The organism is Pseudoselenomonas ruminantium (assembly GCF_900113715.1).
Lineage (GTDB): Bacteria > Bacillota > Negativicutes > Selenomonadales > Selenomonadaceae > Selenomonas_A > Selenomonas_A caprae.
This window is the reverse complement of the sequence record NZ_FOQK01000001.1, coordinates 95929-121538: the sequence shown is the minus strand read 5'-3', so window position 1 is coordinate 121538 and position 25610 is coordinate 95929. Positions and strand designations below refer to the sequence as shown.

General features: G+C 53.3%; 29 protein-coding genes and 1 other RNA gene. 3 read left to right on the top strand and 27 right to left on the bottom strand.

Annotation, left to right across the window (positions count from 1 at the left end; all coding sequences use genetic code 11):
* Positions 1-15: 15 nt before the first annotated feature.
* The 22 genes from rpsQ to BM181_RS00445 all read right to left on the bottom strand — a co-directional run bounded on the left by rpsQ (position 16) and on the right by BM181_RS00445 (position 18007).
* A complete protein-coding gene (gene rpsQ / locus BM181_RS00550) occupies positions 16-273 on the bottom strand; it encodes a 30S ribosomal protein S17 (RefSeq protein WP_033169658.1) in 258 nt (85 codons plus the stop codon).
* A gap of 36 nt (positions 274-309) precedes the next feature.
* A complete protein-coding gene (gene rpmC, locus BM181_RS00545; RefSeq protein ID WP_033169659.1) occupies positions 310-504 on the bottom strand; it encodes a 50S ribosomal protein L29 in 195 nt (64 codons plus the stop codon).
* Positions 494-937, bottom strand: coding sequence for a 50S ribosomal protein L16 (rplP, locus tag BM181_RS00540; RefSeq protein WP_075429280.1), 444 nt, complete (start codon positions 935-937; stop codon positions 494-496). The genes rpmC and rplP overlap by 11 nt, the downstream gene beginning before the upstream one ends.
* On the bottom strand, positions 937-1605 hold the full coding sequence (gene rpsC / locus BM181_RS00535; protein WP_075429282.1) for a 30S ribosomal protein S3: 669 nt from the start codon (positions 1603-1605) through the stop codon (positions 937-939). Before rpsC ends, rplP begins: the two co-directional genes overlap by 1 nt.
* Before the next feature lie 16 nt (positions 1606-1621).
* Positions 1622-1957 carry a 50S ribosomal protein L22 gene (rplV, locus tag BM181_RS00530; RefSeq protein WP_075441448.1) on the bottom strand — a complete coding sequence of 112 codons (336 nt, stop codon included), beginning with the start codon at positions 1955-1957 and terminating at the stop codon, positions 1622-1624.
* Positions 1958-1978: 21 nt separating this feature from the next.
* A complete protein-coding gene (gene rpsS / locus BM181_RS00525; protein ID WP_075441446.1) occupies positions 1979-2260 on the bottom strand; it encodes a 30S ribosomal protein S19 in 282 nt (93 codons plus the stop codon).
* Positions 2261-2312: 52 nt separating this feature from the next.
* Positions 2313-3140, bottom strand: a complete 828-nt coding sequence (rplB, locus tag BM181_RS00520; protein ID WP_075441444.1) for a 50S ribosomal protein L2 — start codon at positions 3138-3140, stop codon at positions 2313-2315.
* Positions 3141-3163: 23 nt separating this feature from the next.
* Positions 3164-3445 carry a 50S ribosomal protein L23 gene (gene rplW, locus BM181_RS00515; protein ID WP_075441442.1) on the bottom strand — a complete coding sequence of 94 codons (282 nt, stop codon included), beginning with the start codon at positions 3443-3445 and terminating at the stop codon, positions 3164-3166.
* Positions 3445-4068, bottom strand: a complete 624-nt coding sequence (rplD, locus tag BM181_RS00510) for a 50S ribosomal protein L4 (protein ID WP_075441440.1) — start codon at positions 4066-4068, stop codon at positions 3445-3447. The genes rplW and rplD overlap by 1 nt, the downstream gene beginning before the upstream one ends.
* A gap of 23 nt (positions 4069-4091) precedes the next feature.
* A complete protein-coding gene (gene rplC / locus BM181_RS00505; protein ID WP_033169667.1) occupies positions 4092-4736 on the bottom strand; it encodes a 50S ribosomal protein L3 in 645 nt (214 codons plus the stop codon).
* Between the two features lie 18 nt (positions 4737-4754).
* Complete coding sequence (gene rpsJ / locus BM181_RS00500; protein ID WP_014423834.1) at positions 4755-5066, bottom strand: 30S ribosomal protein S10; 312 nt, start codon at positions 5064-5066, stop codon at positions 4755-4757.
* Between the two features lie 177 nt (positions 5067-5243).
* On the bottom strand, positions 5244-6437 hold the full coding sequence (gene tuf, locus BM181_RS00495; RefSeq protein ID WP_075441438.1) for an elongation factor Tu: 1194 nt from the start codon (positions 6435-6437) through the stop codon (positions 5244-5246).
* Between the two features lie 17 nt (positions 6438-6454).
* Positions 6455-8533 (bottom strand): elongation factor G, encoded by a 2079-nt coding sequence (gene fusA, locus BM181_RS00490; RefSeq protein WP_075441436.1) that lies wholly within the window; start codon positions 8531-8533, stop codon positions 6455-6457.
* Between the two features lie 35 nt (positions 8534-8568).
* Positions 8569-9039, bottom strand: a complete 471-nt coding sequence (gene rpsG / locus BM181_RS00485) for a 30S ribosomal protein S7 (protein WP_005842089.1) — start codon at positions 9037-9039, stop codon at positions 8569-8571.
* 41 nt (positions 9040-9080) lie between these two features.
* A complete protein-coding gene (gene rpsL, locus BM181_RS00480; RefSeq protein WP_075429297.1) occupies positions 9081-9458 on the bottom strand; it encodes a 30S ribosomal protein S12 in 378 nt (125 codons plus the stop codon).
* An 89-nt stretch (positions 9459-9547) separates the two neighbouring features.
* A complete protein-coding gene (locus tag BM181_RS00475) occupies positions 9548-9793 on the bottom strand; it encodes a ribosomal L7Ae/L30e/S12e/Gadd45 family protein (protein ID WP_075429299.1) in 246 nt (81 codons plus the stop codon).
* 249 nt (positions 9794-10042) lie between these two features.
* On the bottom strand, positions 10043-12046 hold the full coding sequence (gene tkt, locus BM181_RS00470; RefSeq protein ID WP_075441434.1) for a transketolase: 2004 nt from the start codon (positions 12044-12046) through the stop codon (positions 10043-10045).
* Between the two features lie 158 nt (positions 12047-12204).
* On the bottom strand, positions 12205-12567 hold the full coding sequence (gene aroH / locus BM181_RS00465; protein ID WP_075441432.1) for a chorismate mutase: 363 nt from the start codon (positions 12565-12567) through the stop codon (positions 12205-12207).
* A gap of 16 nt (positions 12568-12583) precedes the next feature.
* Positions 12584-14122 carry an ABC1 kinase family protein gene (locus BM181_RS00460; protein WP_082336093.1) on the bottom strand — a complete coding sequence of 513 codons (1539 nt, stop codon included), beginning with the start codon at positions 14120-14122 and terminating at the stop codon, positions 12584-12586.
* A 93-nt stretch (positions 14123-14215) separates the two neighbouring features.
* A complete protein-coding gene (locus tag BM181_RS00455) occupies positions 14216-15835 on the bottom strand; it encodes an ABC-F family ATP-binding cassette domain-containing protein (RefSeq protein ID WP_075441428.1) in 1620 nt (539 codons plus the stop codon).
* 51 nt (positions 15836-15886) lie between these two features.
* Positions 15887-16675, bottom strand: coding sequence for a glucosaminidase domain-containing protein (locus tag BM181_RS00450; RefSeq protein ID WP_082336081.1), 789 nt, complete (start codon positions 16673-16675; stop codon positions 15887-15889).
* A 51-nt stretch (positions 16676-16726) separates the two neighbouring features.
* Positions 16727-18007: an NCS2 family permease gene (locus BM181_RS00445; protein WP_075441426.1), complete on the bottom strand. Its 1281-nt coding sequence runs from the start codon at positions 18005-18007 to the stop codon at positions 16727-16729.
* A 168-nt stretch (positions 18008-18175) separates the two neighbouring features.
* Here BM181_RS00445 and BM181_RS00440 point away from each other — a divergent pair, with 168 nt between their 5' ends.
* On the top strand, positions 18176-18868 hold the full coding sequence (locus BM181_RS00440) for a TVP38/TMEM64 family protein (RefSeq protein ID WP_082336092.1): 693 nt from the start codon (positions 18176-18178) through the stop codon (positions 18866-18868).
* Positions 18869-18873: 5 nt separating this feature from the next.
* On the top strand, positions 18874-20139 hold the full coding sequence (locus tag BM181_RS00435) for a purple acid phosphatase family protein (protein WP_177207132.1): 1266 nt from the start codon (positions 18874-18876) through the stop codon (positions 20137-20139).
* Positions 20140-20198: 59 nt separating this feature from the next.
* On the opposite strand, the gene rbr is transcribed toward BM181_RS00435, so the two are convergent.
* From rbr to BM181_RS00415, 4 genes are all read right to left on the bottom strand, one after another.
* Entirely contained in the window at positions 20199-20738 is a 540-nt protein-coding gene (gene rbr, locus BM181_RS00430) for a rubrerythrin (RefSeq protein ID WP_075441422.1), read from the bottom strand.
* 92 nt (positions 20739-20830) lie between these two features.
* On the bottom strand, positions 20831-22624 hold the full coding sequence (locus BM181_RS00425) for a methyl-accepting chemotaxis protein (protein WP_075441420.1): 1794 nt from the start codon (positions 22622-22624) through the stop codon (positions 20831-20833).
* A 147-nt stretch (positions 22625-22771) separates the two neighbouring features.
* Entirely contained in the window at positions 22772-22996 is a 225-nt protein-coding gene (locus BM181_RS00420) for a hypothetical protein (protein ID WP_075441418.1), read from the bottom strand.
* A 14-nt stretch (positions 22997-23010) separates the two neighbouring features.
* Positions 23011-23964 carry a magnesium transporter CorA family protein gene (locus BM181_RS00415; protein ID WP_075441416.1) on the bottom strand — a complete coding sequence of 318 codons (954 nt, stop codon included), beginning with the start codon at positions 23962-23964 and terminating at the stop codon, positions 23011-23013.
* Positions 23965-24300: 336 nt separating this feature from the next.
* On the opposite strand from BM181_RS00415, the gene ssrA reads away from it, so the two are divergent.
* Positions 24301-24654: a transfer-messenger RNA gene (ssrA, locus tag BM181_RS00410) on the top strand.
* Between the two features lie 105 nt (positions 24655-24759).
* Here ssrA and BM181_RS00405 read toward each other — a convergent pair.
* The coding region (locus BM181_RS00405; RefSeq protein WP_218150068.1) for a hypothetical protein at positions 24760-25610 on the bottom strand (851 nt) is incomplete at its 5' end.

Genomic DNA, 25610 nt, shown 5'->3' with positions numbered 1-25610 from the left:
TTCGATTTTTTTGGATTATTTAGCTCTCTCGATTACTTCAACAACTCTCCAACGTTTCGTCTTGGACAGCGGGCGCGTCTCCATCAGGGAAACCTTATCGCCAACATGAGCATCGTTTTTCTCATCATGGGCATGGAACTTAACCGTTCTCTTTACCGGTTTTTTGTACAGTTTATGCTGCTCGAGTTCCTCGATAGCAACAACAACCGTTTTATCCATTTTATCGGAAATGACTTTACCGATTCTTACTTTACGTACGTTTCTTTCGCTCATTAGGGAGCCTCCTTCCTTCTGCATATCAGTTTGCGATTAAGCCTTGAGCTCAGTCTCGCGCTGGATCGTCTTGATACGGGCGATCGTCTTCTTTACTTCTTTGATACGCATCGGGTTCTCAAGCTGGCCAGTAGCGAGCTGGAAACGGAGGTTGAACAGTTCCTCTTTGAGCGAAGCAAGTTTCTGGTTAAGCTCGTCAGCACTCATCTCACGAATCTCATTAACCTTCATTTACTTCACCGCCCTCTGCTTTAGTCTCTTCTTTGACAACGAACTTCGTCTTGATCGGCAGCTTATGGCCTGCAAGACGCATTGCTTCCTGAGCAACTTCACGGGATACGCCATCCATCTCGAAGAGGACGCGGCCCGGCTTAACAACTGCAACCCAGTACTCCGGCGAACCTTTACCGGAACCCATGCGGGTCTCAGCCGGTTTAGCCGTTACCGGCTTATCCGGGAAAATTTTGATCCAAACCTGACCGCCACGTTTGATGTAACGGGTCATAGCGATACGAGCAGCCTCGATCTGGCGGTTCGTGATCCAAGCCGGCTCAAGAGCGACCAGACCATACTCACCATGGCTAACCGTGTTGCCGCGATGAGCTTTACCCTTCATACGGCCACGGAACTGTTTGCGATATTTTACTCTCTTTGGTAATAACATTAAGCTTCGCTCCCTTCAGCTACAGCCTTGCGCTGCTTTCTTTCCGGAAGAACTTCACCCTTGAAGATCCATACTTTTACGCCGATGTCGCCGTAAGTCGTATGTGCCGTTGCCGTACCATAGTCGATATCAGCACGCAGCGTGTGAAGAGGAATGCTGCCTTCGCGGTAGGACTCCTTACGAGCAATCTCTGCGCCGCCGAGACGACCACCGAGTGCAACCTTGATACCTTTAGCACCAAGACGCATCGTGCGGCCAACGGCCTGCTTCATTGCACGGCGGAAAGCGATGCGGCGCTCCAGCTGCTGAGCGATGTTCTCAGCAACGAGAGTAGCATCCATATCCGGCTGTTTGATTTCAGCAATATTGATGTCAACACGTTTTTCCGTGTATTTCTTCAGACCCTCTTTGATCTGCTCGATGCCCGAACCACCGCGGCCGATTACCATACCCGGCTTAGCCGTATGGATCGTGAGCTTCAGACGGTTTTTGCTGCGCTCCGTCTCGATTCTGGACACACCGGCTGCCTGAAGGCTCTGCTTCAGATAGTCACGGATTTTAATATCTTCATGCAGGTTATCTGCAAAATCTTTATCTGCATACCACTTAGCATCCCAAGTCTTGACGATGCCAAGGCGAATACCATGCGGATTTACTTTCTGACCCAATCCGTTTCCCTCCTTCTTAGTTCATCTCGTCTACGACGATGGTTACATGGGACGTGCGTTTCAAGATTTTGAAAGCCTGTCCACGGGAACGCGGATGGATACGCTTAAGCGTCGGACCCTGGTCAGCGAAAGCCGTCTTAACGACCAGCTTGTCGACGTCCATATCAAAATTGTTCTCAGCGTTTGCAACAGCAGAACGCAGAACCTTCTCTACAACATCAGCGCCAGCTTTCGGCGTGAATTTCAAGATCGCAAATGCCTCTGCAACGTTCTTGCCACGGATAAGATCCAGGACTACACGAACTTTGCGCGGAGTGATGCGAACATATTTAGCTACTGCTTTAGATTCCACAAGTATGCTCCTTTCGCAAAATTATTTCAGTGAAGTCTTGCGCTCTTCGCCTGCATGACCCTTGAACGTGCGGGTCGGTGCGAACTCGCCGAGCTTATGACCAACCATATCTTCCGTGACATAAACCGGTACATGTTTGCGGCCGTCATGAACGGCAATCGTATGACCGACGAAATCAGGGAAAATCGTGGAGCTTCTCGACCAGGTCTTTACAACTTTTTTATCGTTAGCTTCGTTGAGAGCCTCGATTTTCTTCATGAGGCTTTCTGCAACGTAAGGTCCCTTTTTAATAGATCTTGACAAAGTGTCTCCTCCTTTCGTCAGGCGGCATCAGGCTGCCTGTCGATTTCTATGATTATTTCGTACGTCCTTTGACGATGAGACGATCCGAAGCTTTCTTGCGACGAGTCTTGGCACCCATAGCGCATTTGCCCCATTTCGTAACAGGGTTCTTGCGGCCGACTGGGGAACGACCCTCACCACCACCATGCGGATGGTCATTCGGGTTCATTGCAGTACCACGGTTCTCCGGACGAACGCCCAGCCAACGGTTACGGCCTGCTTTACCGATCGTGATGTTCTCATGCTCGAGGTTACCAACTTCACCGATCGTTGCACGGCAGTTGATATGAACCTTGCGGAGCTCGCCAGACGGCATGCGGAGGAGTGCATAATCGCCTTCCTTAGCCATGAGCTGAGCCGAAGTACCAGCACTGCGGACGAGCTGTGCGCCCTTGCCGATCTTGAGCTCGATGTTGTGAATCGTCGTACCAACCGGAATGTTCTTCAGCGGAAGAGCGTTACCGACTTTGATGTCAGCGTCCGGACCGGAAACAACCTTGTCACCAACCTTGAGACCATTCGGTGCGAGGATGTAGCGCTTCTCACCATCCACATAGTTGAGGAGAGCGATGCGTGCGCTGCGGTTCGGGTCGTACTCGATGGTAGCGACGCGAGCCGGGATACCGTCTTTCGTGCGTTTGAAGTCGATCACGCGATAAAGACGCTTATGGCCGCCACCCTGATGGCGAACGGTCAGGCGACCCTGCTGATTACGGCCGCCTTTTTTCGTCAGGCGCTCAGTCAGGGATTTCTCAGGCTTGCTTGCCGTGATCTCGTCGAACGAAGCGACGGTCATGAAGCGACGGCCTGCAGAATATGGTTTAAAACTCTTTACTGCCACTTAAATGTACCTCCTTTTCTCGATTATGCTTCGAAGAACTCGATGCTTTCGCCAGCAGCGAGCTTTACGATAGCTTTTTTATAGTCAGAACGCTTGCCCATCGTGCGGCCCATGCGTTTCGTTTTGCCCAGTACGTTGACCGTGTTGACTTTCTCAACTTTGACGTTGAAAACTTCAGCGACAGCTTTAGCAATCTCAATCTTGTTGGCTGCTTTCGCAACAACGAAGACGTATTTGCCCTCAGCCATGAGCTGAGTCGTTCTCTCAGTGATCAGCGGACGGATCAGGATATCACGTGCTTCCATTATGCGAATACCTCCTCGATGCGGGTGATGGCATCCTTCGTGATGAACAGCTTGTCATGATTCAGGATATCAAAGACATTCAGGCCCATCGTGTTGATAGCTTTTACACCCGGAATGTTGCGTGCGGACTTCTCTACGTTCTCAGCTTCATCGCAAGTGATGAGGAGAGCTTTGGAGTCAACGCTGAAATCGCCAAGCATCTTGACGACCTGGCTCGTCTTCGGAGCATCGAAATCGAGGCTGTCGAGAACTACGAGCTCACCGCTCTTAACTTTATCGGAAAGTGCGCATTTGATAGCGAGACGGCGCTGTTTGCGCGGCATCGTGAAAGCGTACTTACGCGGATGCGGACCGAAGACCGTACCACCGCCGACCCACAGCGGGCTGCGCGTCGAACCAGCACGAGCACGACCCGTGCCTTTCTGCTTCCAAGGCTTGCGGCCGCCACCACGAACGAAGCTTCTCGTCTTGGTTGCATGCGTGCCGAGACGCTGTGCTGCAAGCTGCATTACAACGGCCTGATGGAGAAGACCTGCGTTCATCTCTACGCCGAAGATGCTGTCATTCAATTCGATATCGCCAACCTGTTTGTTGGTGATGTCATAAACTGCTACTGTAGCCATAATTTAGGTTATCCTCCTTCCAATTAGTTTTTGCCCGGTTTAACGGTATTTTTGATCACAACGAAGCTCTTCTTCGGGCCCGGAATTGCGCCCTTGATGAGAATCAGGTTGCGGTCTGCATCAACACGGACAACCGTGAGGCGCTGAACCGTAACGCGCTCGCCACCCATGCGGCCCGGCAGTTTCTTGCCTTTGAGCACGCGTCCGCCAGGACCGGAAATCATTGCACCAGTCGAGCCCGGCTCGCGGTGGGATTTGGAACCATGTCCCATAGGACCACGGGCGAAGTTGTGACGTTTGATACCGCCGGCAAAACCTTTACCTTTGGAAGTACCAGTAACATCGACTAATTCTCCAGCACTAAATATGTCAACGCCGATGGAATCACCGACTTTGTATTCAGAAGGATCCTGAAGACGCATCTCGCGGATGAATTTGACCGGCTTAACACCAGCTTTAGCGAAATGACCCTTCATTGGTTTATTTACTTTGAATTCCTTAACTTCACCGAAGCCAAGCTGAACAGCGTTGTAACCGTCATTCTCGACCGTCTTGTTCTGGATAACGATGTTGTTACCAGACTCAACAACCGTAACAGGAACAACTTTGCCCTCTTCCGTGAAGATCTGAGTCATGCCCAGTTTTCTACCTAAAATTGCTTTAGACATTCATTCCACCTCCTCGGATTATAATTTGATTTCGATGTCTACACCAGCCGGAAGGTCAAGGCGCATCAGCGCATCTACCGTCTTGTTCGTCGGCTGCAGGATGTCGATAAGACGCTTATGCGTTCTCATTTCGAACTGCTCGCGGGAATCCTTATTGACATGCGGGGAACGCAAAATCGTGTAGATATTTTTCTCCGTCGGGAGTGGAATCGGACCGGATACCATTGCACCAGTCTTCTTTGCAGTATCCACAATCTTTACTGCGCTCTGATCGAGGGCTTTATGATCATAAGCCTTCAAACGGATTCTAATCTTTTGATTCTTAGACAATTGTTTTTCCTCCTTATCGTCCGGACTCTCGGCCCAAACATTTCTCCGTAACAGTTCCCTCGGACAATGCCGAGCCATCTGCCACGTCATCGCATTGGGGGGTACCATATTATTTTAAACCTTTAAATAAGAGCGACGCGAGCGCCGCTCTTACCTATGGTTTAATTGACTTGGAAATTAGCCTTCAACTTCCGTTACGCGGCCAGCACCAACCGTGTGACCACCCTCGCGGATAGCGAAGCGGAGACCCTTCTCGATAGCGATCGGGGTAATGAGCTCAACATCCATCTCGATGTTATCGCCAGGCATAACCATCTCCGTGCCTTCCGGCAGGGAAACAACGCCCGTAACGTCAGTCGTACGGAAGTAGAACTGCGGACGATAGTTCGTGAAGAACGGCGTATGACGGCCACCCTCTTCTTTCGTCAGGACATAGACCTGCGCTTTGAACTTCGTATGCGGATGAATCGTGCCCGGCTTAGCGAGAACCTGGCCACGCTCGATCTCTTTGCGGTCGATACCACGGAGCAGAGCACCGATGTTATCACCAGCAACAGCGCTATCGAGCATCTTACGGAACATCTCGATACCCGTAACAACCGTGGATTTCGGCTCGTCCTGAAGACCAACGATCTCAACCGTATCGTTCAGTTTCAGCTCGCCACGCTCAACACGGCCCGTAGCAACCGTACCACGGCCAGTGATCGTGAATACGTCCTCGACCGGCATGAGGAACGGTTTATCCGTGTCACGCTCCGGCGTCGGGATGTACTCATCAACAGCGTTCATGAGCTCAACGATCTTAGCCTTCATGTCAGCATCGCCCTCGAGAGCTTTCAGAGCGGAACCAGCAACGACCGGAATGTCATCGCCAGGGAATTCGTAGCTGGAGAGCAGCTCGCGAACTTCCATCTCTACGAGCTCCAGGAGCTCCTCATCGTCAACCTGGTCAACCTTGTTCAGGAAGACAACGATTGCCGGAACACCAACCTGGCGAGCGAGCAGGATGTGCTCACGCGTCTGCGGCATCGGGCCATCAGCAGCGGAAACAACCAGGATAGCACCATCCATCTGAGCAGCACCAGTGATCATGTTCTTGACATAGTCAGCATGGCCCGGGCAGTCAACGTGTGCATAATGACGTTTCTGCGTCTCATACTCAACGTGTGCCGTGTTGATGGTGATACCGCGCTCACGCTCCTCCGGAGCCTTATCGATATCAGCGTAATCCTCGAAAGCAGCCTTGCAGCCTTCCGTCTCGGACAGAACTTTCGTGATTGCAGCCGTCAGCGTCGTCTTGCCATGGTCAACGTGACCAATGGTGCCGATGTTAACATGCGGTTTAGTTCTCTCAAACTTTTCTTTAGCCATTGTAATTTTTTCCTCCCTTATTCGCCTTTGTTTTTAGCAATAACCTTTTCGGCTATATTTTTAGGAACTTCATCATAGTAAGCTACTTCCATGCTGTAGTTCCCTCGGCCCTGAGTTTTAGAACGGAGATCCGTCGAATAACCGAACATCTCGGAAAGCGGAACAAATCCGTTGATGACCTGAGCACCGTTGCGCGCTTCCATACCATCGATACGGCCGCGGCGGGAATTCAGGTCGCCGATTACATCGCCCATGTACTCTTCCGGAACGACAACTTCGACTTTTACGTACGGCTCAAGGAGAACCGGGTTAGCCTTTTCGCAGCCGTTCTTGAAGGCCATGGAACCAGCAACTTTGAATGCTGCCTCGGAGGAGTCGACCTCGTGATAGGAACCATCGAATACGATAGCCTTGATGTCGACCATCGGATAACCAGCGACAACACCAGCTTCCATAGCCTGCTTTACGCCGGCCTCGATCGGGTTGATGAATTCCTTCGGAATCGCACCACCGACGACCTTGTTTTCGAAGCTGAAGCCTTCGCCAGGCTCCTGCGGAATGAGCTCGAGCCAGCAGTGACCATACTGACCATGACCACCGGACTGACGAACGAACTTACCTTCAGCCTTGACCGTGTTACGGATCGTCTCACGGTATGCAACCTGAGGCTCACCGACTTTGCAGTCGACATGGAACTCACGGAGCATACGGTCAACGATGATCTGAAGATGAAGCTCACCCATACCAGAGATGATCGTCTGGCCAGTTTCCTGATCCGTGCGAACGCGGAACGTCGGATCCTCCTCAGCGAGTTTCTGGAGAGCAACGCCCATCTTCTCCTGGTCATTCTTCGTTGCCGGTTCAACAGCAACAGAGATAACCGGATCCGGGAACTCCATGGACTCGAGGATGATCGGATGCGCCTCGTCGCAGAGCGTGTCGCCCGTCGTCGTGTCTTTCAGACCGACAGCAGCAGCGATATCACCGGAGTAAACCTTCTCGATTTCCTTACGGTTGTTGGCATGCATCTGGAGGATACGGCCAATACGCTCTTTTTTACCCTTCGTGGAGTTGAATACGTAGGAACCTGCATCGAGTACACCGGAGTATACACGGAAGAATGCCAGCTTACCGACATACGGGTCAGTCATGATTTTGAATGCCAGTGCGGAGAACGGCTCGCTGTCGCTAGACGGGCGATGGTCTTCCTCACCAGTTTCCGGATTTACACCAGCGATCGGCGGGATATCCGTCGGAGCCGGCATATAATCAACGATGGCATCGAGCAGCGGCTGAACGCCCTTGTTGCGATACGACGTACCGCAGGTTACCGGAACGAGTTCACCAGCGAGGGTACCCTTACGGATTACCTTCTTGATCTCCTCTTCCGAAATCTCTTCGCCACCGAGATATTTCTCCATGAATTCGTCATCGATCTCGGAGAGAGCCTCTAAGAGTTTCTCACGATACTCATCAGCCTGCTCTTTCATGTCAGCCGGGATCTCAACCTCGTCAGCAACTTTACCAAGGTCATCCTCATAAACGATGGCTTCCATCTTGACCAGGTCGACGATGCCTTCGAACGTGTCCTCAGCGCCGATTGGCAGCTGGATTGCAACGGCATTAGCCTGCAGACGCTCGTGCATCATATCGATAACGTTGAAGAAGTTTGCGCCGGTGATGTCCATCTTGTTGACATACGCCATGCGCGGAACATGATAACGCTCAGCCTGACGCCAAACGGTCTCAGTCTGCGGCTCAACGCCACCACGTGCAGTCAGGACTGCAACCGTGCCGTCGAGGACGCGCAGGGAACGCTCAACCTCTACCGTGAAATCCACGTGACCCGGCGTATCAATGATGTTGATACGATGCTCTTTCCAGTGGCAGGTCGTTGCAGCAGACGTAATCGTGATGCCGCGCTCCTGCTCCTGAACCATCCAGTCCATGGTAGCAGCGCCTTCATGAACCTCGCCGATCTTGTGGTTTACACCCGTGTAGAAGAGGATACGCTCAGTAGTAGTCGTTTTACCGGCATCGATGTGAGCCATGATACCGATATTACGAGTTTTTTCAAGGGAATACTCTCTTGCCACTTTTAATATCGCTCCTTAATAAAAATAAGAAAGGATTACCAACGATAGTGAGCGAAAGCCTTGTTGGCCTCTGCCATCTTGTGCGTATCTTCCTTCTTCTTGATTGCTGCGCCCGTGTTGTTAGCGGCATCCATGAGCTCGCCCGAGAGGCGCTCATCCATGGTCTTCTCACCGCGGAGACGTGCGTAGTTGACGATCCAGCGAATGCCGAGCGTCATGCGGCGGTCCGGACGGACCTCAACCGGAACCTGGTAGTTTGCACCACCGACGCGACGAGCGCGTACCTCGAGGACCGGCATAACGTTCTTGAGAGCAGTCTCAAAAACTTCCAGAGGATCCTTGCCCGTTTTGGCACGGATCGTCTCGAACGCATCATAAACGACGCGCTCAGCAACGCTCTTCTTACCGGAAAGCATTACTTTATTGATGAATTTCGTAACCGTTTTGCTGTGGTACACCGGATCCGGCAGTACGTCACGCTTAGGTACGGAACCTTTTCTTGGCATTGTTTTACCTCCTTATCATAGTCTTCATTTGCGAAGCTGTGTTATTTTTTCTTTGCTTTTTTCGCACCGTACTTCGAACGGCCCTGAGCACGATCCTGCACACCGGCAGTATCGAGCGAACCGCGGATGATGTGGTAACGAACACCTGGCAGGTCCTTGACACGACCGCCACGGATCAGAACAACACTATGCTCCTGAAGATTATGACCAATGCCTGGGATGTATGCGGTAACCTCGATGCTATTCGTCAGACGAACACGAGCTACCTTACGCAGTGCCGAGTTCGGCTTTTTCGGCGTAGACGTGTAAACACGCGTGCAAACACCACGTTTCTGCGGGCAATTCTTGAGTGCTGGTGCTTTGGACTTCTCCTGCATGCTCTTTCTGCTCTTACGAACTAACTGATTGATAGTAGGCATACATGCACCTCCTTCCTTCATATTGAGAATTTATTATTTATTAAAACCTCAAAGCAAGCTCTGAAGTTTTTAACAAATATACTAGAAACTTACTTCAGGACTGCCGCAGCTGCCGCACCGACTTCGATGCCGCAGGCCTGTCCCAACTCCTGCATCGTCTCTGCACGCCCTACCGGAACTTCACATTCCCTGCACAGCGTTTCCAGCGGCTCGATGACACGATCATCCGCATCGTCAGCGACGAATACGTTCTGGACATTCCCGCGCTTCACAGCTTTGGTAACCTGCTTGATACCAATCACCCGATTGGCATTTTTCAGTGTATCCAGTGTCATTGTTTTCACTCCCCTGTATCACTAAATCATGCTCTTGAATCAGGCACTTCTATATATTAGCACCAGCAAAAATGCTTGTCAACACTTTATTTATAAAGATTCACGTGCACACGCTACCTAGCGTATCATTTTGCTTTATTATTTTCAAAACCCATGATTTTGTCCATGTTTGATAGACAAAAATAATAGCAGAGACGGATTTTCCGTCTCTGCTACTCTCTCCCTGCCGTATACAGGATCTACTCTTGCTTATTTATTGTCAGCAATAACTTTTTTCGCTACCTCAACAACATGCTCAACCGTGAAGCCGAACTTCTTGAAGAGCTGCGGGCCAGGAGCCGAAGCGCCAAAGCCTTCCATGCAGACCGATGCACCATCAAGGCCTACATATTTGCCCCAGCCGAAGTCCGAAAGGGCCTCAACCGAAACACGGGCACGGACATTCTTCGGCAGGATGCTGGCTTTGTACTCAGCGCTCTGCTGCTCGAAGAGATCGATGCACGGCATCGAAACAACGCGGACATCGAGGCCTTCTTTAGCCAGCTCAGCCTGAGCATCTACAGCCAGCGAAACTTCCGAACCCGATGCCATCAGGATACCATCCATGTTCGCTGCATCCTTCGCCTCGGATACGACATATGCACCCTTGAGTGCTTCTTTGCTCGAGCCTGCCAGCTGCGGCAGATTCTGACGGGTAAGTACCAGCGCCGTCGGCGTCTTGTCAGCCGTGATGGCCAGGTACCAGCCAGCGGCTGTCTCCGTAGCATCTGCCGGGCGGAATACGTTGAGATTCGGCTGAGCCCGGAGCATGGAGAGCTGCTCGATTGGCTCATGAGTCGGGCCATCCTCGCCAACGCCGATGCTGTCGTGCGTCAGGACATAAGTGACCGGGATATGCATCAGCGAAGCCAGACGCATCATCGGCTTCGTGTAGTCGCTGAATACGAAGAACGTAGCGACATACGTGCGCAGGCCACCATGCAGCGTGATGCCGTTGGCCATAGCTGCCATGGCAAGCTCACGGATGCCGAAGTGGAGATTGCGGCCAGCATAGTTGTCCTTGCTGAAATCGCTCTCGCCATTCATCATCGTCTTGTTCGACGGTGCCAGGTCAGCACTGCCGCCGATGAGCTGCGGAACCATATCCTTGAGACGATTGATCATCGTGCCAGACAGATTGCGCGTTGCCTGAGCTTTGTCCTCATATGCCCAGAACTCTTCATTAGCCAGAAGAGCCTCAGCATCAACTGGTGCATGGAATTTCTCCCAGCGAGCCTTCTCTTCCGGGAACTTCGTGCAATACTCAGCAAAGAGCTTGTTCCACTTTGCCTCAGCCTCAGCGCCGCGTTTTGCCAGTTCCTGATAATGGTCATAAACATCCTGCGGGATGTTGAATGCCTTATCCGGCTCTGGCCAGCCAAGATTCTCCTTGAGAGCCTTGACGTTCTCCTCGCCGAGAGGTTCGCCATGAGCACTGGCTTTACCCTGTTTTGCCGGGCAGCCATAACCTATCTGCGTCTTGACCGTGATGAAGGACGGATGCTCTTTATCGGCTTTCGCTGCTTCGATTGCCTTGCCGATGGCCTCAAGGTCATTGCCATCTTCGACCGTGATCGTCTGGAAACCGAAAGCTGCCATACGAGCCTGGACATTCTCCGTGAACGCGATGTCCGTATCGCCCTCGATCGAAATCTTATTCGAATCATAGAGTACGATCAGTTTGGACAGGCCAAGCGTACCAGCCAGCGAGAACGCCTCCGAAGAGATACCTTCCATCATGCAGCCGTCGCCGCCAAGCACGAACGTATAGTGATCGACAACGTCATAGCCCGGACGGTTGAACTCGGCAGCCAAGTGTGCCTCGGCCATAGCCATGCCAACAGCCATAGCCATGCCAGCGCCCAGCGGGCCAGTCGTTGCTTCTACACCAACCGTATGACCATATTCCGGATGTCCCGGGGTCAGCGAACCATCCTGACGGAACTGCTTCATGTCATCCATCGTCAGACCATAGCCGAAGAAATGGAGCAGCGAATACAGGAGCGAGGAACCATGACCACCCGAAAGGATGAAACGGTCGCGGTTAGCCCATTCCGGATTCTTGCCATTGTGGTTCATATGGTTGGCCCACAGTTCGTAAGCCATGGCAGCACTGCCCAGCGGCAGGCCCGGATGACCAGAATTGGCCTTCTGGATGGCATCTGCAGCTAATACACGAATGGCGTTGACACAAGTCGTATCGATGTTACTCAAAGTGTATCTCTCCTTATCACTCGAATGTTTTTTATCCACACACCATTCTACTAGATTCGAATGAAAAAGTACAGTATTTTACGCCATTTCCATTAATTACTTTTATGATATCAGAATAAAAACCATATACTTTCGTTTGTAAACACTTCTGCCTTATGTCAGAAATTGCGCAGATCCGGGCGCAGTTCTTGTGCTTTCCCCATGTACACATGCTGGATCTCCGCCTGCTTGAGCTCCGAATCCACCAGCAGCAGCACACGGATGCAGCGCTCCATCGAATCATCGACCTCCGGTACCCGCGTGTCAAACAGAGGCACCTTGTCAAAACCTTCCATCTGGCGGGCGCCCGTCGAAGGGAAACCTGCTGTGATATCGCTGGTAGAGCTGAATATGCATGCACCGATATCTTCCGGCTTCACCTTGTTGCGACGCAGGATCTGGGACAACAGCATCTTCGCTGCCTGCCAGATCTCTTCTTTTTTGTTCTCTCCTACTGTGATTGCTCCACGTATTCCTCTCATATTGACAACCTCCTCTTCAGCGACCTTTGTGTATTTCCCAGATAATCCGGATGCTCAATATGAACGCAATCAAATACCCTACGAATCCCAACAGGGGGATTTCCATGATCTTCGGCGTCATCTGTGTCGTACATATCGTACTAGAGCCCAGCAGCAATGCCGCTACCAGCACTGCCAGGATAATCTTGTTTATCATCTGATCCAGCTTGCGCAACGGTTCCTCTGAGCCGGTCACATCCAGATTCACCTTTGTCTGACCACTCATGGTCATCTTCAGGATGTCCGAGATCTGCTCCGGCAGCTGCGCGGATTTACGCAGCAGCATCATGCCCTCACGTTTCGCTTTCTCTACCTCGTCACGCCAATTGAAATTCTTTTTATAATCAACCGCCAGACTCTTGGCAAAGATCTCTACAAAACTTACCTTAGGACAGCAAAGCCGCATGACGCCTTCAATCGTCAGCACACCACGCGCAAACATCGACAACCCCTGCGGACAGCCGATATGGTGCACGCGCATGAGATTCATGATCTGACGCGTCAGCACCCCCATCTGCAACTCACTGAAATCAAGTGTGCTGTACTGTGACAGCATCGCATCGATATCCTGATAGAGCATCGTATGGTTGATCTTGCCGCGCACGAGCCCCAAAGCCAAAACAGCAGCTTTGAGCTCAAAGGCGTCGTGGGTAGCCAGCGCATAGACAGCCTTGCGGATTGCCGTACGGTCACGCCCCGAAAGGCGCCCGACCATCCCGAGGTCCAGCCAGACGATCCGGCCATTGCGGATCCAGATATTGCCTGGATGCGGATCGGCATGGAAAAAACCATCCTCGATGATCTGCTTGACATAGTTCTCGCCCAGGCGCCGTCCAAGCTGGTTCACATCGTAGCCACGGGACCGCAGCTGCTCGAAGTCATCGATCTGGATGCCCTCGACCGATTCCATCACCAAGATATGCTGCGTCGAAAGCTGCCGGTATACCTGCGGACAGGAAACATAGTCCACATCCCGGTTCAGATGCTCAAACTCAGCAATATGGTCCGCCTCGATGAAAAAATCCATCTCCTGCTTGGCGATGGTCCACATCTCGTCGAGGACCATGTTGAAGTCGATCACATCCTGCGAACGGCTCACCACCTTGAGGAGCGTTGCCGCCCGTTTCAGCAGGACGATATCCTTGCTCATGATTTCGTAGATGCCTGGCCGCTGGACCTTGACGACGACCTTCTCGCCAGTTGTCAGCACCGCCCGATGCACCTGGGCGATACTGGCCGAGCCCAAGGCCTCCTCGTCGATATACGAGAACACCTTGTCCCAGCGGCGATTATACTCGCGCTCGATGACCTCAAGGATAACAGCAAACGGCAGTGGTTTAGCCGAAGTCTGCAGCTTCATGAGTTCATCACAGTACTCTGGCGGCAGGAAATCCGGACGCATGCTCATGACCTGTCCGAGCTTGACAAAAGTCGGCCCCAGATCTTCCAATATCAAGCGCAGCTTGTCCGGCGTCACCCCCCGGACAACATCGCGCTTGCGCAGCACTGCCACCATTTCCCGCAGTCGCGCCGTGGCACCAGCATCATCTATTTTGTTTTGAAAGAAATCTCCCAGCACGGCGTCAGACTCCCTTCACCTGAAATCTGCTTATTTCTTGTACTTCTCAGCCAGCTGCTGCTTGACCGTCTCATTGGAAAGGAAGTCATCATACGTCGTGACACGATCTACGACACCATCCGGCGTGATATCGATGATACGGTTCGCAATGGTCTGCACGAACTCATGGTCATGGGAAACGAACAGCGCCGTGCCCTTGAAGGCAATCAGTCCATTATTGAGGGCTGTGATCGACTCAAGGTCGAGATGGTTGGTCGGCTCATCGAGCAGCAATACATTGGCACCCGACAGCATCATGCGCGACAGCATGCAGCGCACGCGCTCACCACCCGAGAGTACCGATGCCTTTTTGAGGCTTTCCTCACCGGAGAAGAGCATACGGCCCAGGAAGCCGCGTACGAACGTCTCATCCGGGTCCTTGGAATACTGGCGCAGCCAATCCACCAGGCTGAGGTCTACCCCATCGAAGTACTCGCTGTTATCCGATGGCAAGTACGCCTGCGACGTCGTGACGCCCCACTTGAACGTACCCTCATCCGGCTCTTCCTCGCCCATGAGGATCTTGAACAGCATCGTCTTGCCGATGCCATTCGGGCCGACAAAAGCAACCTTGTCGCCCTTCTTGAGCGTGAAGCTGACATTCTTGAGCACCTGCTCACCATCAACCGTCTTGGAGATGCCGTCGACCTGCAGCAGCTGGTCACCGGCCTCGCGGTCTGGCGTGAAAGCAATGTACGGATAGCGGCGGGACGAAGGCTTGATGTCCTCCACCTGGATCTTGTCGAGCAATTTCTTACGGCTCGTAGCCTGCTTGGATTTAGCCGCGTTCGCAGCAAAGCGGGCAATGAAGGCCTGCAATTCCTTGATTTTCTCCTCGGCCTTCTTGTTCTGCTCTTTCTGCAGCTGCAGAGCCAGCTGGCTCGACTGATACCAGAAGTCATAGTTGCCGGCATAGAGCTTGATCTCACCGAAGTCAACATCGCAGATATAGGTGCAGACCTGATTCAGGAAGTGACGGTCATGAGATACGACGATGACTGTATTCTCGAAATCAGCCAGGAAGTTTTCGAGCCAGTTGATGGACTCGACATCGAGATGGTTCGTCGGCTCGTCAAGCAGCAGGATGTCCGGATTGCCGAACAATGCCTGTGCCAGCAGGACGCGTACCTTCTCCGTCGGCGTGAGCTCAGACATCTTCATCGAATGCTCATTCTCCGGAATGCCAAGGCCATTGAGCAGGCGGGCTGCCTCCGACTCAGCATCCCAGCCGTTGAGCTCAGCGAACTCCGCCTCAAGCTCCGAAGCTTTCATGCCGTCTTCCTCACTGAAATCCGGCTTTGCATACAGAGCATCCTTTTCGTCCATGATTTCGACCAGACGCTTATGGCCCATGATTACGGTACGCAGTACCTCATACTCATCATAGGCATAGTGATCCTGTTTCAGCACAGCCAGACGCTCACCCGGCGTGATCTCGATATGACCGCCGGTCGGCTCGATATCACCGGCCAGCAGCTTCAAAAAGGTCGATTTGCCGGCACCATTCGCGCCGATGATGCCATAGCAGTTGCCCGGCGTGAATTTGAGGTTGACATCCTTATACAGGACGCGCTTGCCAAACTGAAGGCTCACATTGTTGGTTGTAATCATTTCGTCTTAAATTCCCTTCTCTATATAAATGAATAAACTATTACAGGATCGTTACTGGGCCAGCATCGCACGGAAGATGCTCATGATGCTCTGCCCATAGGTATAGCCAGGCACAGCCCAACGGCCATTGAGCTCTGGCCAGCTCTTGAGGGTGCGCTCACCATAGGAGGAACGCACCAGATTGTAGCGCGGGTCGACCACCGGCTCGTTCGGAAGCCGGGTCGAAGCGTAGGCCAGCAGATGCTGGATCTGTGCACGCACGCCCATCTGCGCCGAGTTGAAATATGCCCCCTTGACCTGGCTGCTCGTCGTCCCCAGGCCACAGTAGTTGTTCTGATCCGACGTCACCGTGCCACCATAGCGGAAAAAGCCTGTCTCTTTGAGGGCCTGCGCAAAAGCGACATCCGGACGGATGCCTTCCCGGGCGCCTTCCTCGTAATAATACGAGACGAGCTGCTGCGGCGTGACCGAGATATCCGGGTTGGGATTGACACTCAGCAGATAGTCCACGCACTGCTGCTGGCTGGCCAGCGCGGTACCTATGATTGAGTCATCATAGGCAGACACCGTCTGCGGTATAGCTGCTTCTTTTTTTGCCTCTTCTTCATGTTGTTTTAGAATCGCATCGATGCGCTCCTGAAACGACAACTCCTGCGTGACATTGCGGGCAACTGCCTGGCTGCTGCCGCTGTTCACCGTGCGCTCCGTAGCCACTCTGGTTGCTGGCAGGGAAGCATCACTCACATGACGTGCCGCCTGGGCGGACGCAGGCAGTGCCAGCGTCAGCAGCCCCACCAGCGTCCCCGCAGCAATAACTCTCGGATAACGATTAAATTCCACGAAAAAGTACACTCCTTAAATCATTCGAATCATTCATCTTACATCTCTTCATCAGATAGCCGCATAAGCAAGATACACGGCAAACACCGCTGCCAGTCCCCATGAGGCCAGCGGAACGACGCGCCAGCCCCTCTCACAACCCCGAAGCACACACCAGCTGATGAATGCGGCCCCCAGGCCAGCTGTGATATTATTGGCCAGCGGCATCAAAAGCAGCAGGCAGACAGCTGCGCCCAGTGCGGAGAAATCCCACGCCAGCGGCCGCTGCTGCAAGCTTTGTACCGTCTGCTGCAAAAGCAGCAGCCCTGTCCCCACGAGCACCGGCACAACCATGACAGGAAAATCTGCCATCGCTGCCAAAAGCGGCTCGCAGAACAACGCTGCCAGGAACAACAGTGCCGCACTCCAAGCTGCCAGCCTTCTGGCCCGCGCCACAGTCCCTGCTGCGGATAGCGGCGAGACGACCAGTGGCAGGCAGCCAGCCAGCGCCCCCACGGCGCTCAAAGCAAAAGTCATGGGTAGCAGGCGGCAGCGGCCATCTGCGGGCGGCACCAGCGCCTCGATTGCCAGCCAGTTCATACTGGCCAGCACGATGAGAAGCGTCACCCCCGCAGCCAGCATATGCCCTAAGGCAGCCTCACTTCCTGGCAGCAGCGTCAGCTGCCCAGCCGCCTGATCCCAGCCGGCTGGCTGCATGAACGGCGCGGCGGGAACAACCCAGAAGCCTTCTGCCAAGGCCACAGCCGCCGTGACAACCATGCCCCAAAACAGGGCCCCACGCAGCTTCAGTGCCACCATGACCATCGTCACCATGATGCCAGTCAGGCCCAGATAAGCCAGCGGATCCTGGAAGTTCCCCAGCATCGTGACTGACCAAGCCGAGCGCACAATGATGCGCCCCTGTGTCAGCCCTGCCAGGATGAGCATCACCCCCAACCCCGCAGGCAAAAGCCGCCGGACCTCCTGCGGCACGGCATCTGCAAACCATCGCCGCAACGGACTGAGGCAAAGCAGCAGGCCGGTGATGGCTGCTGCCAGGCAGGCCCCCAAGAGCTGCTGCCAGCTCAGGCCCTGCGAAATCCCCACCAGATAGACCAAATACGTACTGACCGCTATGGAGGGCAGCAGCATCAATGGCTGCCGCAGCCACCCCATCAGCAGGGATGCTGCTATGGCCATCACAGCATAGGCTGTATAGGCACCGGCAAAGTCCATGCCCAGCTGGAAGAGCAGAGACGGCACAACGATGAAACCGGCCAACGCTGAGCCGGCCATAGCCAGTCCTGCCTGTACCTCTGCACCAATATACTGCCTGCCTGTTCTTGCTGTCATGAACCTTCACCTTTCCCATAGTATAACAATTCTATTTTAGCACAGGCAAATCAAAAATGACAGTTTCCTCAGTTTATTTTCAGCTGACAAGTCATTTTTAATGATATAATAGAGTCGATTCACGGCTACAGGAGGTAATTTTTCTTGCAAATTCGAAAGTCTATGGGCATGGTAAAAGCTGGTGCCGCGCTGGCCATCATCCTGCTCTTTGTCATCATCCACTTGATAAATCCGGCATTCCTGCCGCATATGTTTGGCTTGCTGGCTCGTGGCGATATCTTGGAAACCGCTGATTACATCGCCTCCTTCGGGCCTTGGGCCGTTCTCTTCAGCTTCCTGCTGACGCTCTTCGTCAACGCGCTCGGCTTTCCGCCAGCCATCATTTTCTCGACGGCCAATACGCTGATCTTCGGCATCTTCTGGGGCATTGTCCTGTCAGTCGTCGCTGAGACTGTCGGCGTTGCCATCAGTTTCATCCTGCTGCGCTTCTTCTTCCGCGACGCAGCCGAGAAGATCATCAGCAAGAACAAAACCCTTTCCAACCTCGACAAGTACAGCGGCAAACGCGGCTTTGTCGTCATGCTCATCGCCCGCATGGTACCATATTTCCCTTCCGTCATGCTCAACGCCATCGGTGCGCTTTCGGCCATGAGCTTCCGCGACTATGTCATCGCCTCGCTTGTCGGCAAATTCCCTTCCACCGGCATCGAGGCCATCATCGGACACGATGCGCTTACCCATCAGGAAGATCCCACACGCATGATCCTTGTCATCCTCTTTGCCATCATCCTGATCGCCGGTGCCTGGTGGTATGAACGCAGCGCCGCCCGCAAGGCGGCCGCCGAGGAACACAGGAGATGAACATCATGGACATCACTCGCCGGAAATTCCTGAAATACTGCGGGCAGGCTGCCATCCTGCTGGGACTCGAAGCCTGGCTGCCAAAAGCTGCCGCAGCGGCCGATGGTACGGTGCCGCTGAAATTCCTGCGGCACATCATCACAGCCGATGCGGCATCATCCCGCACCATCATGTGGCAGGCCAACGCCAACCTGAGCGGCTGCGCGCTCGAATACCGGCCGGCCAGCCAGATACGCGCCACAAAGCAAGTGGCCGCCTCTACCACCTCGCTCTTCGAAGACAAGCTGGCTGTTTTCTTCAGTTCTGTCACACTGACAGAACTGGCCCCGGGTACCAGCTACGAATACCGCATCATCCAAGGCGAGCGCGCCACACGCTGGCATCAGTTCAAGACAGAGCCAGCAAACCGCACCGAAGTTTCTGCGCTGATCTTCTGCGACTCGCAATGCAGTGGCAGCTATGATATATGGCAGCAGACATTCCAGACAGCCTGGCAGCGTCATCCCGAGAGCCAATTCGCTGCCATCGTCGGTGACCTTACCGACAACGGCCAATCCGACTGGCACTGGGACAAATTCTTCGCTGCCATGGGTACCATCCCCGAGCAGCATCCACTCGTCCCCGTCATGGGAAACCACGAATGCTACGGGCTTGACTGGAAATTCTGCCTGCCCCGCCGCTATCTTGCTTCTTTCGCTTTGCCAACCAACAACAGCGCCAAGTTCCAAGGCAGCTTTTACACCTTCGACTATGGCCCCGTACACTTCATCGTCCTCAATACGCAGGAACTCGAACTGCACGAGCTGCTGCCCGGCCTGCTCGAACGCCAGCTGCATTGGCTCAAGCAGGATACCAACAGGCGCCATCAGCCTTGGCAGGTCGTCCTCATGCACAAGGACATCCTGGCCTACGACGAATACCAGCTCGGCACCCAACAAAAAGACGGCATCAGTGACATCGGCCATGCATTCATGCCGGTATTCGACGAGCTCGGCATCGACCTTGTCCTGACCGGTCACATGCACACCTACCGCAGCCGTGGCCATATAAAGGACCTGCAGCCAGCGGACGATGGCCCCTTCTACGTTCTGAGCGGTCCCGCAGGCAACCGTTACTACCAGGTGCCAGACGACAGGACCTATGACCGCAGTGCTATCTATCAGCCAACACCGCCTCATTATCTGCGCTTGCACGCCACCGCCCAAGAGCTCACCTTGACAGGCTGCACGACAGACGGCGAACATATCGAGACCATAACACTCACCAAGTAAGCAAAAGGCTGGCAGTAAACAACTGCCAGCCTTTTGTTGTCGCCGGAACTACGAAGGGGTCAATAGTTCTCAGCGTGAATCTCGAAATAGCTCTTCGGATGCGCACATACCGGGCAAAGCTCTGGTGCCTTGGTACCGACCACGATATGGCCGCAGTTGCGGCACTCCCAGACTTTGACTTCACTGCGCTGGAAGACTTCCTGCATCTCGATGTTCTTCAGCAGGGCACGATAGCGTTCCTCATGATGCTTCTCGATTTCAGCTACCATGCGGAATTTCGCCGCCAGCTCCTTGAAGCCTTCTTCCTCGGCAGTCTTGGCAAAACCTGCATACATATCCGTCCACTCATAGTTCTCGCCATCAGCAGCATCCTTCAGATTCGTCTCCGTGTCTGGCATCCCATCATGGAGTTCTTTGAACCACATCTTCGCATGTTCTTTTTCGTTGTCCGCTGTCTTCAAGAACAGTGCCGCAATCTGCTCAAAGCCATCCTTCTTGGCGCGCGATGCATAATACGTGTACTTGTTGCGTGCCTGGCTTTCCCCGGCAAAGGCCGCCTCTAAGTTCTTCTCAGTCTGGGTCCCTGCGTATTTGCTCATAGTCATACCTCCTGGAATATAAAACACATCACAATATGATAAAGATCCCTGCCCGAAGCCGCCTGGCAACAACCACTTCGGGCAGGCATACCTTATACCTTGAATTTCTGCACTTCATCCTGCAGCATGCCAGCCATCTTAGCCAGCTGGGAACTGTTATTATTCATCTCTTGGACCGAAGCCGATTGTTGCTCGGTTGCCGCCGATACCGTCTCGGAATTGGCCACCACGCTGCGGCTCATTCCCTCGATATCCCGGATGGCAGTCTGGCAAGCCTCAGCACTATCCGTAGCTTCCTTCGATGCACTGGCAATCTGCTGGGAACGGTTGGCGATCTTCTCTACCAGCTCCACGATGCCACTGAACTCACGGCCCGTCTCCTCGACACTCTCCTTCGCAGTAGCCAGGTTGTCCGTGCCCTCATGCATGCTGGTGACAGCCCGTTGCGTCTCCTGCTGGATCTGCCCGATAAGGCTTGCGATCTGGCTGGCAGCCTCCTCCGACTGTGCGGCCAGCTTGCGGATCTCATCTGCTACCACCGCAAAGCCACGGCCGGCATCACCGGCGCGGGCTGCCTCGATAGCAGCGTTGAGCGCCAGCAGGTTCGTCTGCTCAGCAATGCCCGAAATCGTATCGGTGATACGCCCGATCGTATCCGACCGCTCGCCAAGGCTGTTGACCACCTTGGCCGACTCGCCGACCACTTCACTCAAGCGGGCCATATCCCTGACCGTACGGGTGACGACCTGATTGCCGTTCTGTGCCTTTTCGGTTGCCTGCTGCGTCTCTACTGCAGCCCGGCGCGCATTATGTGCCATGCCGCCGATGCGCTCCAGGAGCGTCTCCATCGACTGCGAAGCCTCATCGACTGCCATGAGCTGCTTGTTGGTAGCTCCGGCTACATCCGTGATCGAGTCAGCTACCTGCTGGCTGGCCGACGCCGACTGCGCGGTCATCTCATTGAGCTGGGCAGCATCACTGGCCACCTGTTCAGCCGATTCGCGGATTGCCCCCATCAGCTGGCGCATATTGCCGCCCAGTACTCTGAGGATATCGATCATCTGGCCAATCTCATCTTCGCGGTCAACATATTCCTGCTTGACCGGCTCCTGCCGGTAATCGCCCTGGGCGAATTTCTGCAGACGCCCTGTCACGAAACTGATGGGATCACCGAAGCTCTGCGCAATCTTGACACCCAGCATCGCCATGATCAAGGAGACCACTACGATGATGATCGACGAGATGAGGACCTTATGGTAGAGCTTCTCCTGCATCTCCTTGGTATACTTGGCAGCTTCCGCATCGATATAGTCAATCCAGGAACCTGTTCCTACAATCCACTGGTACGGTTTGAACTCCAGCACATAGTTGCGCTTGGGCAGGGACTCTTTCTCTCCCGGTTTCGGATAGGAGAAATCCACAAAACCGCCACCCTCATTCTGGGCTACCTTGAACATATCTTCCATATAAGGAACGCCATTGGGATCCTTGTCATTCCGGCGCATGCGTCCCTCAGATTCCTTGGATGCCGCATGGGCTACACAAATGCCTGTATTCTTCTCATCGGCAAAGAAATAGCCCTTTCCCTCATCATAACGCACGGAGCGGATGACATCGAGAGCCAGGCTCTTGGCCTGCTCCTCGGTCAGTTCCCCCGATTGCTGCCGCGCATAGATGCCATTGAGCGACGAGACTACGCCCTCCGTCTGGAGCCGCAGTTCCCGGTCATAATGCTCGGCCAATTCCTGCCGGTATTCAGCCACCAGCTTATCGTTATCCGCAATGGTCGTATAGATGAAATAACCACCTACAGCAAGTGTCGCTACCACACTGACCGCTGCGAACAAGGCGGTCAGTTTGCCGCGCACAGACTTCATGAAAAACATATACTCTCCCTCCCTAGTCCCTATCGTTCGAATATTCCGTCTTACCTGCTTAATTCTACTTTGCTGAAAAGATTCCTGCTCCGCGCACACAAAAAAACTGACAGAAATACTCTGTCAGCCAAAAACTTCTTTTTTATTGTCCTATCCTCAGCAGGAACTATCTCCCAGCAAGGGATGCTTGGCCGGGCGCAGGCTGCGCACACGGACCAGCCGCAGAGCCTCCTGCATATCGACATCCGCGCGGCTGCCCTCAGACTCATAGACACAGATAGGCTGTGCCATGCCAACCTCACTGCCGGGCATATACACATATTCCTGATTCACCGTGTCTCCGAATATCACACCGGCTTTCAGCTTCGACTCGACCATCATAGGGCAGCTTCCTCTCAAAACATATCTTTCTTCCACAAAGCATAAGCACCCGAGATGCTGATGCCAAAGGCAATGATCATGACATACAAGAACCCATGGCCATCGTCGGCAAAAGGCACTGGCACATTCATGCCAAAGAAGCTCGAAACGACAGTCGGGATAGCGATGATGATTGTCATTGCCGCTAAGAACTTCATCACGAGGTTCTGATTATTCGCAATGATGGATGTGAACGTATCGGCCATGCGTGCCAAGATCTTGCTATACATCTCCACCATTTCCTTGGCCTGCTTGTTCTCGATGATGACATCCTCCAGCAGATCCTCGTCCTCATCATATGCCTTGAGGATCGGCGTGAGCTGCGGATTGTTGCGCATGCGCAGCAGCTTGTCGAGCACGGCACCATTCGAGCGGATAGCCGCATTAAAATACGTCAAGCCCTTCTGCAGCTCAAGCAAGAGCAGGATCTCGCTGTTCTTCATATCATGGCGCAGCTGGTTCTCAATATCATCGGACAGCTTGCTGATCTGACGCAGATAGCGCAGATAGAACGTCATGGACTTATACAGGATCTGGAACAGGAAGCGCGTCTTCTTATAAGTACGGAACAGTTTCGCCGTGCGCTCGTTGAACTCGGCCATGACTGGCGTTTCCTCGAGGCAGACGGTGATGATGTACTCCTCCGTGACGATGATAGCCAGCGGCAGGGCATCATAACTGTCCTGCCCGCGGCAGACTGCAACGTTGGTCAGGACCATGACCGAGTCGTCCTCGATATCCGTATGCGAACGCTCCTCATCATCGAGTGCGGAACGCAGAAAGTCCGGATCGACTTCGGTCAGATTGCTGACCACCTTCAGCTCATAAGGCGTCGGATCGACGATATTGATCCAGGCACCCTTTTCCAACGTCTTCAAGGTGAGCTCCTGCAAAGGGCCGCTCTCCAGCGATTTGTAAATCTGAAGCATGGCTGAATGTCTCCTTTCTTCATGAGGAAACAGCACCATCGCCAGCCAGCTTCATCGCAGCGGGCAGGAAAATGGCGCACCTTCCCCAATGGTATTGAACTTGCATCGTTTAGGGTCTGCCGTTCCAGGGTGATCGTCCATTTTCCTCACCAGCCTTTCTTTCATAGTCAACGGGAATCTGCCTGAAAAATTCCCGCCCTTCATTATATGCCTTTTCCCCGCTTTTTGTCTACCAGAAATTCCCTGCAGCGGCTTCTTTTTTCCTTGACAAACACATACTACCTAACTATAATATATAGCACAATAGAATAATGCTCTCAGGAGCACATATTACGTGGGGATGTAATGGTCTCGACGGGGATATATGCTCTGTGGATAGCGAGCCGGGGGGTCATCAACCCGTCAGTAAGGTGAAAACTTTTATTTAAATATAAAAGCTAACGAAGATTACGCTTTAGCCGCTTAAGGCTAACCCCTGTCCGTCCTTCTCCCGCGAGGATGGATAAGGGGCAAATAGCGGGATACCTAAGTGCCAATTCTCGGAGGCATTTACGGGAACTCTCATCGAGATCGGAATGATGCCGTTTGTTTGTGGATGGCTGATTTCTTAAATCTAACCACAAACTGCGCTCGGAGAAATCCATGGATCAGTATTTTCGGACAGGAGTTCGATTCTCCTCATCTCCACCAAAAGAAGTTACAGGCGCTGACAAGTCAACTTGACTGGTCAGCGCCTTTTGACAATAAAAAACGGCGCCACATTCGGTACTACCCGAATGTGGCGTCGTTTTTTCCTTAGACGATTTTTGTAAACATATATACTGCCCGGATCTGATCTGGCATGACACCAAGATTCTGCACAGCCGACAAGATGCCGGCAGACAGAACGGTGCGGCCAGCCTTTTTGCTGTCATCGGTCAGTACTTTTCGCGAATCCTCATCCTGCGGATAGATTGCCACGATGCCATTGCCATAGCTGACATCATAACTGCCCTCACGGCTTTGGTACATGAAGTCATACTTGCTGGTTGACTCCCGGCGTATCTCCGTAGGTTCCGGAATCGTGACCTTCTGGGCTGACGGCATAATGGTCAGCTTATCCGAGGCATAATTGATGGTGTAAATGCCATCGAGTTTTTTCGACTCACCATCCGTATACAGCACGGGAATAGCGCCCGGCGTCTCACTCTGACCACTGTGTTCCATATAGCCAGCCACACGGACATCTTCGCCCGCAAGCGGTCCGGCATCTGCCTGCACCGTCAAGACAAACGAGCCATCCGGATTGGACTGGAACGACGAAGCCACAGGCTTGTCTCCGCCAGTAGTGATAACTACCGTATCTGGCTGAGCCTGCGTCCCCTTCGTATTGATGGGCACGTCAACAGCTGGCAGATTCGTATCAACCACCGGAACAGGTTCAGCACCAGGAGCATACGTCTCCGGAATCTGTATTGTTCTTCCCGGCAATGATACTTGTTCGGAAATGCGCAGTGTATCCGGTTGATATTCCTTGGGCTGCAACTCTATTGGCTCTTGTTCCTTCGGCACTGGCTCTACCTGCTGATTAGGCTCCGGTTGCGGCTCTACCAGCTGCTCCTTCGGCGTTGGCCCTATCGGTTGATTGGGCTCCGGTTGCGGCTCTA

Excerpts from the sequence above, each read along its gene's own strand:
- rpmC (WP_033169659.1), bottom strand. The coding sequence starts at position 504 with ATGAAGGTTAATGAGATTCGTGAGATGAGTGCTGACGAGCTTAACCAG.
- BM181_RS00420 (WP_075441418.1), bottom strand. The coding sequence starts at position 22,996 with ATGATGGTCGAGTCGAAGCTGAAAGCCGGTGTGATATTCGGAGACACG.
- rpsQ (WP_033169658.1), bottom strand. The coding sequence starts at position 273 with ATGAGCGAAAGAAACGTACGTAAAGTAAGAATCGGTAAAGTCATTTCC.
- BM181_RS00425 (WP_075441420.1), bottom strand. The coding sequence starts at position 22,624 with ATGTTTTTCATGAAGTCTGTGCGCGGCAAACTGACCGCCTTGTTCGCA.
- rbr (WP_075441422.1), bottom strand. The coding sequence starts at position 20,738 with ATGAGCAAATACGCAGGGACCCAGACTGAGAAGAACTTAGAGGCGGCC.
- BM181_RS00460 (WP_082336093.1), bottom strand. The coding sequence starts at position 14,122 with ATGGTGGCAGTGCTGCGCAAGCGCGATGTTGTCCGGGGGGTGACGCCG.
- BM181_RS00455 (WP_075441428.1), bottom strand. The coding sequence starts at position 15,835 with ATGATTACAACCAACAATGTGAGCCTTCAGTTTGGCAAGCGCGTCCTG.
- rpsG (WP_005842089.1), bottom strand. The coding sequence starts at position 9,039 with ATGCCAAGAAAAGGTTCCGTACCTAAGCGTGACGTACTGCCGGATCCG.
- aroH (WP_075441432.1), bottom strand. The coding sequence starts at position 12,567 with ATGAGAGGAATACGTGGAGCAATCACAGTAGGAGAGAACAAAAAAGAA.
- BM181_RS00445 (WP_075441426.1), bottom strand. The coding sequence starts at position 18,007 with ATGACAGCAAGAACAGGCAGGCAGTATATTGGTGCAGAGGTACAGGCA.
- BM181_RS00440 (WP_082336092.1), top strand. The coding sequence starts at position 18,176 with ATGGTAAAAGCTGGTGCCGCGCTGGCCATCATCCTGCTCTTTGTCATC.
- BM181_RS00475 (WP_075429299.1), bottom strand. The coding sequence starts at position 9,793 with ATGACACTGGATACACTGAAAAATGCCAATCGGGTGATTGGTATCAAG.
- tuf (WP_075441438.1), bottom strand. The coding sequence starts at position 6,437 with ATGGCTAAAGAAAAGTTTGAGAGAACTAAACCGCATGTTAACATCGGC.
- rplC (WP_033169667.1), bottom strand. The coding sequence starts at position 4,736 with ATGTCTAAAGCAATTTTAGGTAGAAAACTGGGCATGACTCAGATCTTC.
- BM181_RS00435 (WP_177207132.1), top strand. The coding sequence starts at position 18,874 with ATGGACATCACTCGCCGGAAATTCCTGAAATACTGCGGGCAGGCTGCC.
- BM181_RS00415 (WP_075441416.1), bottom strand. The coding sequence starts at position 23,964 with ATGCTTCAGATTTACAAATCGCTGGAGAGCGGCCCTTTGCAGGAGCTC.
- rplD (WP_075441440.1), bottom strand. The coding sequence starts at position 4,068 with ATGGCTACAGTAGCAGTTTATGACATCACCAACAAACAGGTTGGCGAT.
- rplP (WP_075429280.1), bottom strand. The coding sequence starts at position 937 with ATGTTATTACCAAAGAGAGTAAAATATCGCAAACAGTTCCGTGGCCGT.
- rplW (WP_075441442.1), bottom strand. The coding sequence starts at position 3,445 with ATGGAAGCACGTGATATCCTGATCCGTCCGCTGATCACTGAGAGAACG.
- rpsL (WP_075429297.1), bottom strand. The coding sequence starts at position 9,458 with ATGCCTACTATCAATCAGTTAGTTCGTAAGAGCAGAAAGAGCATGCAG.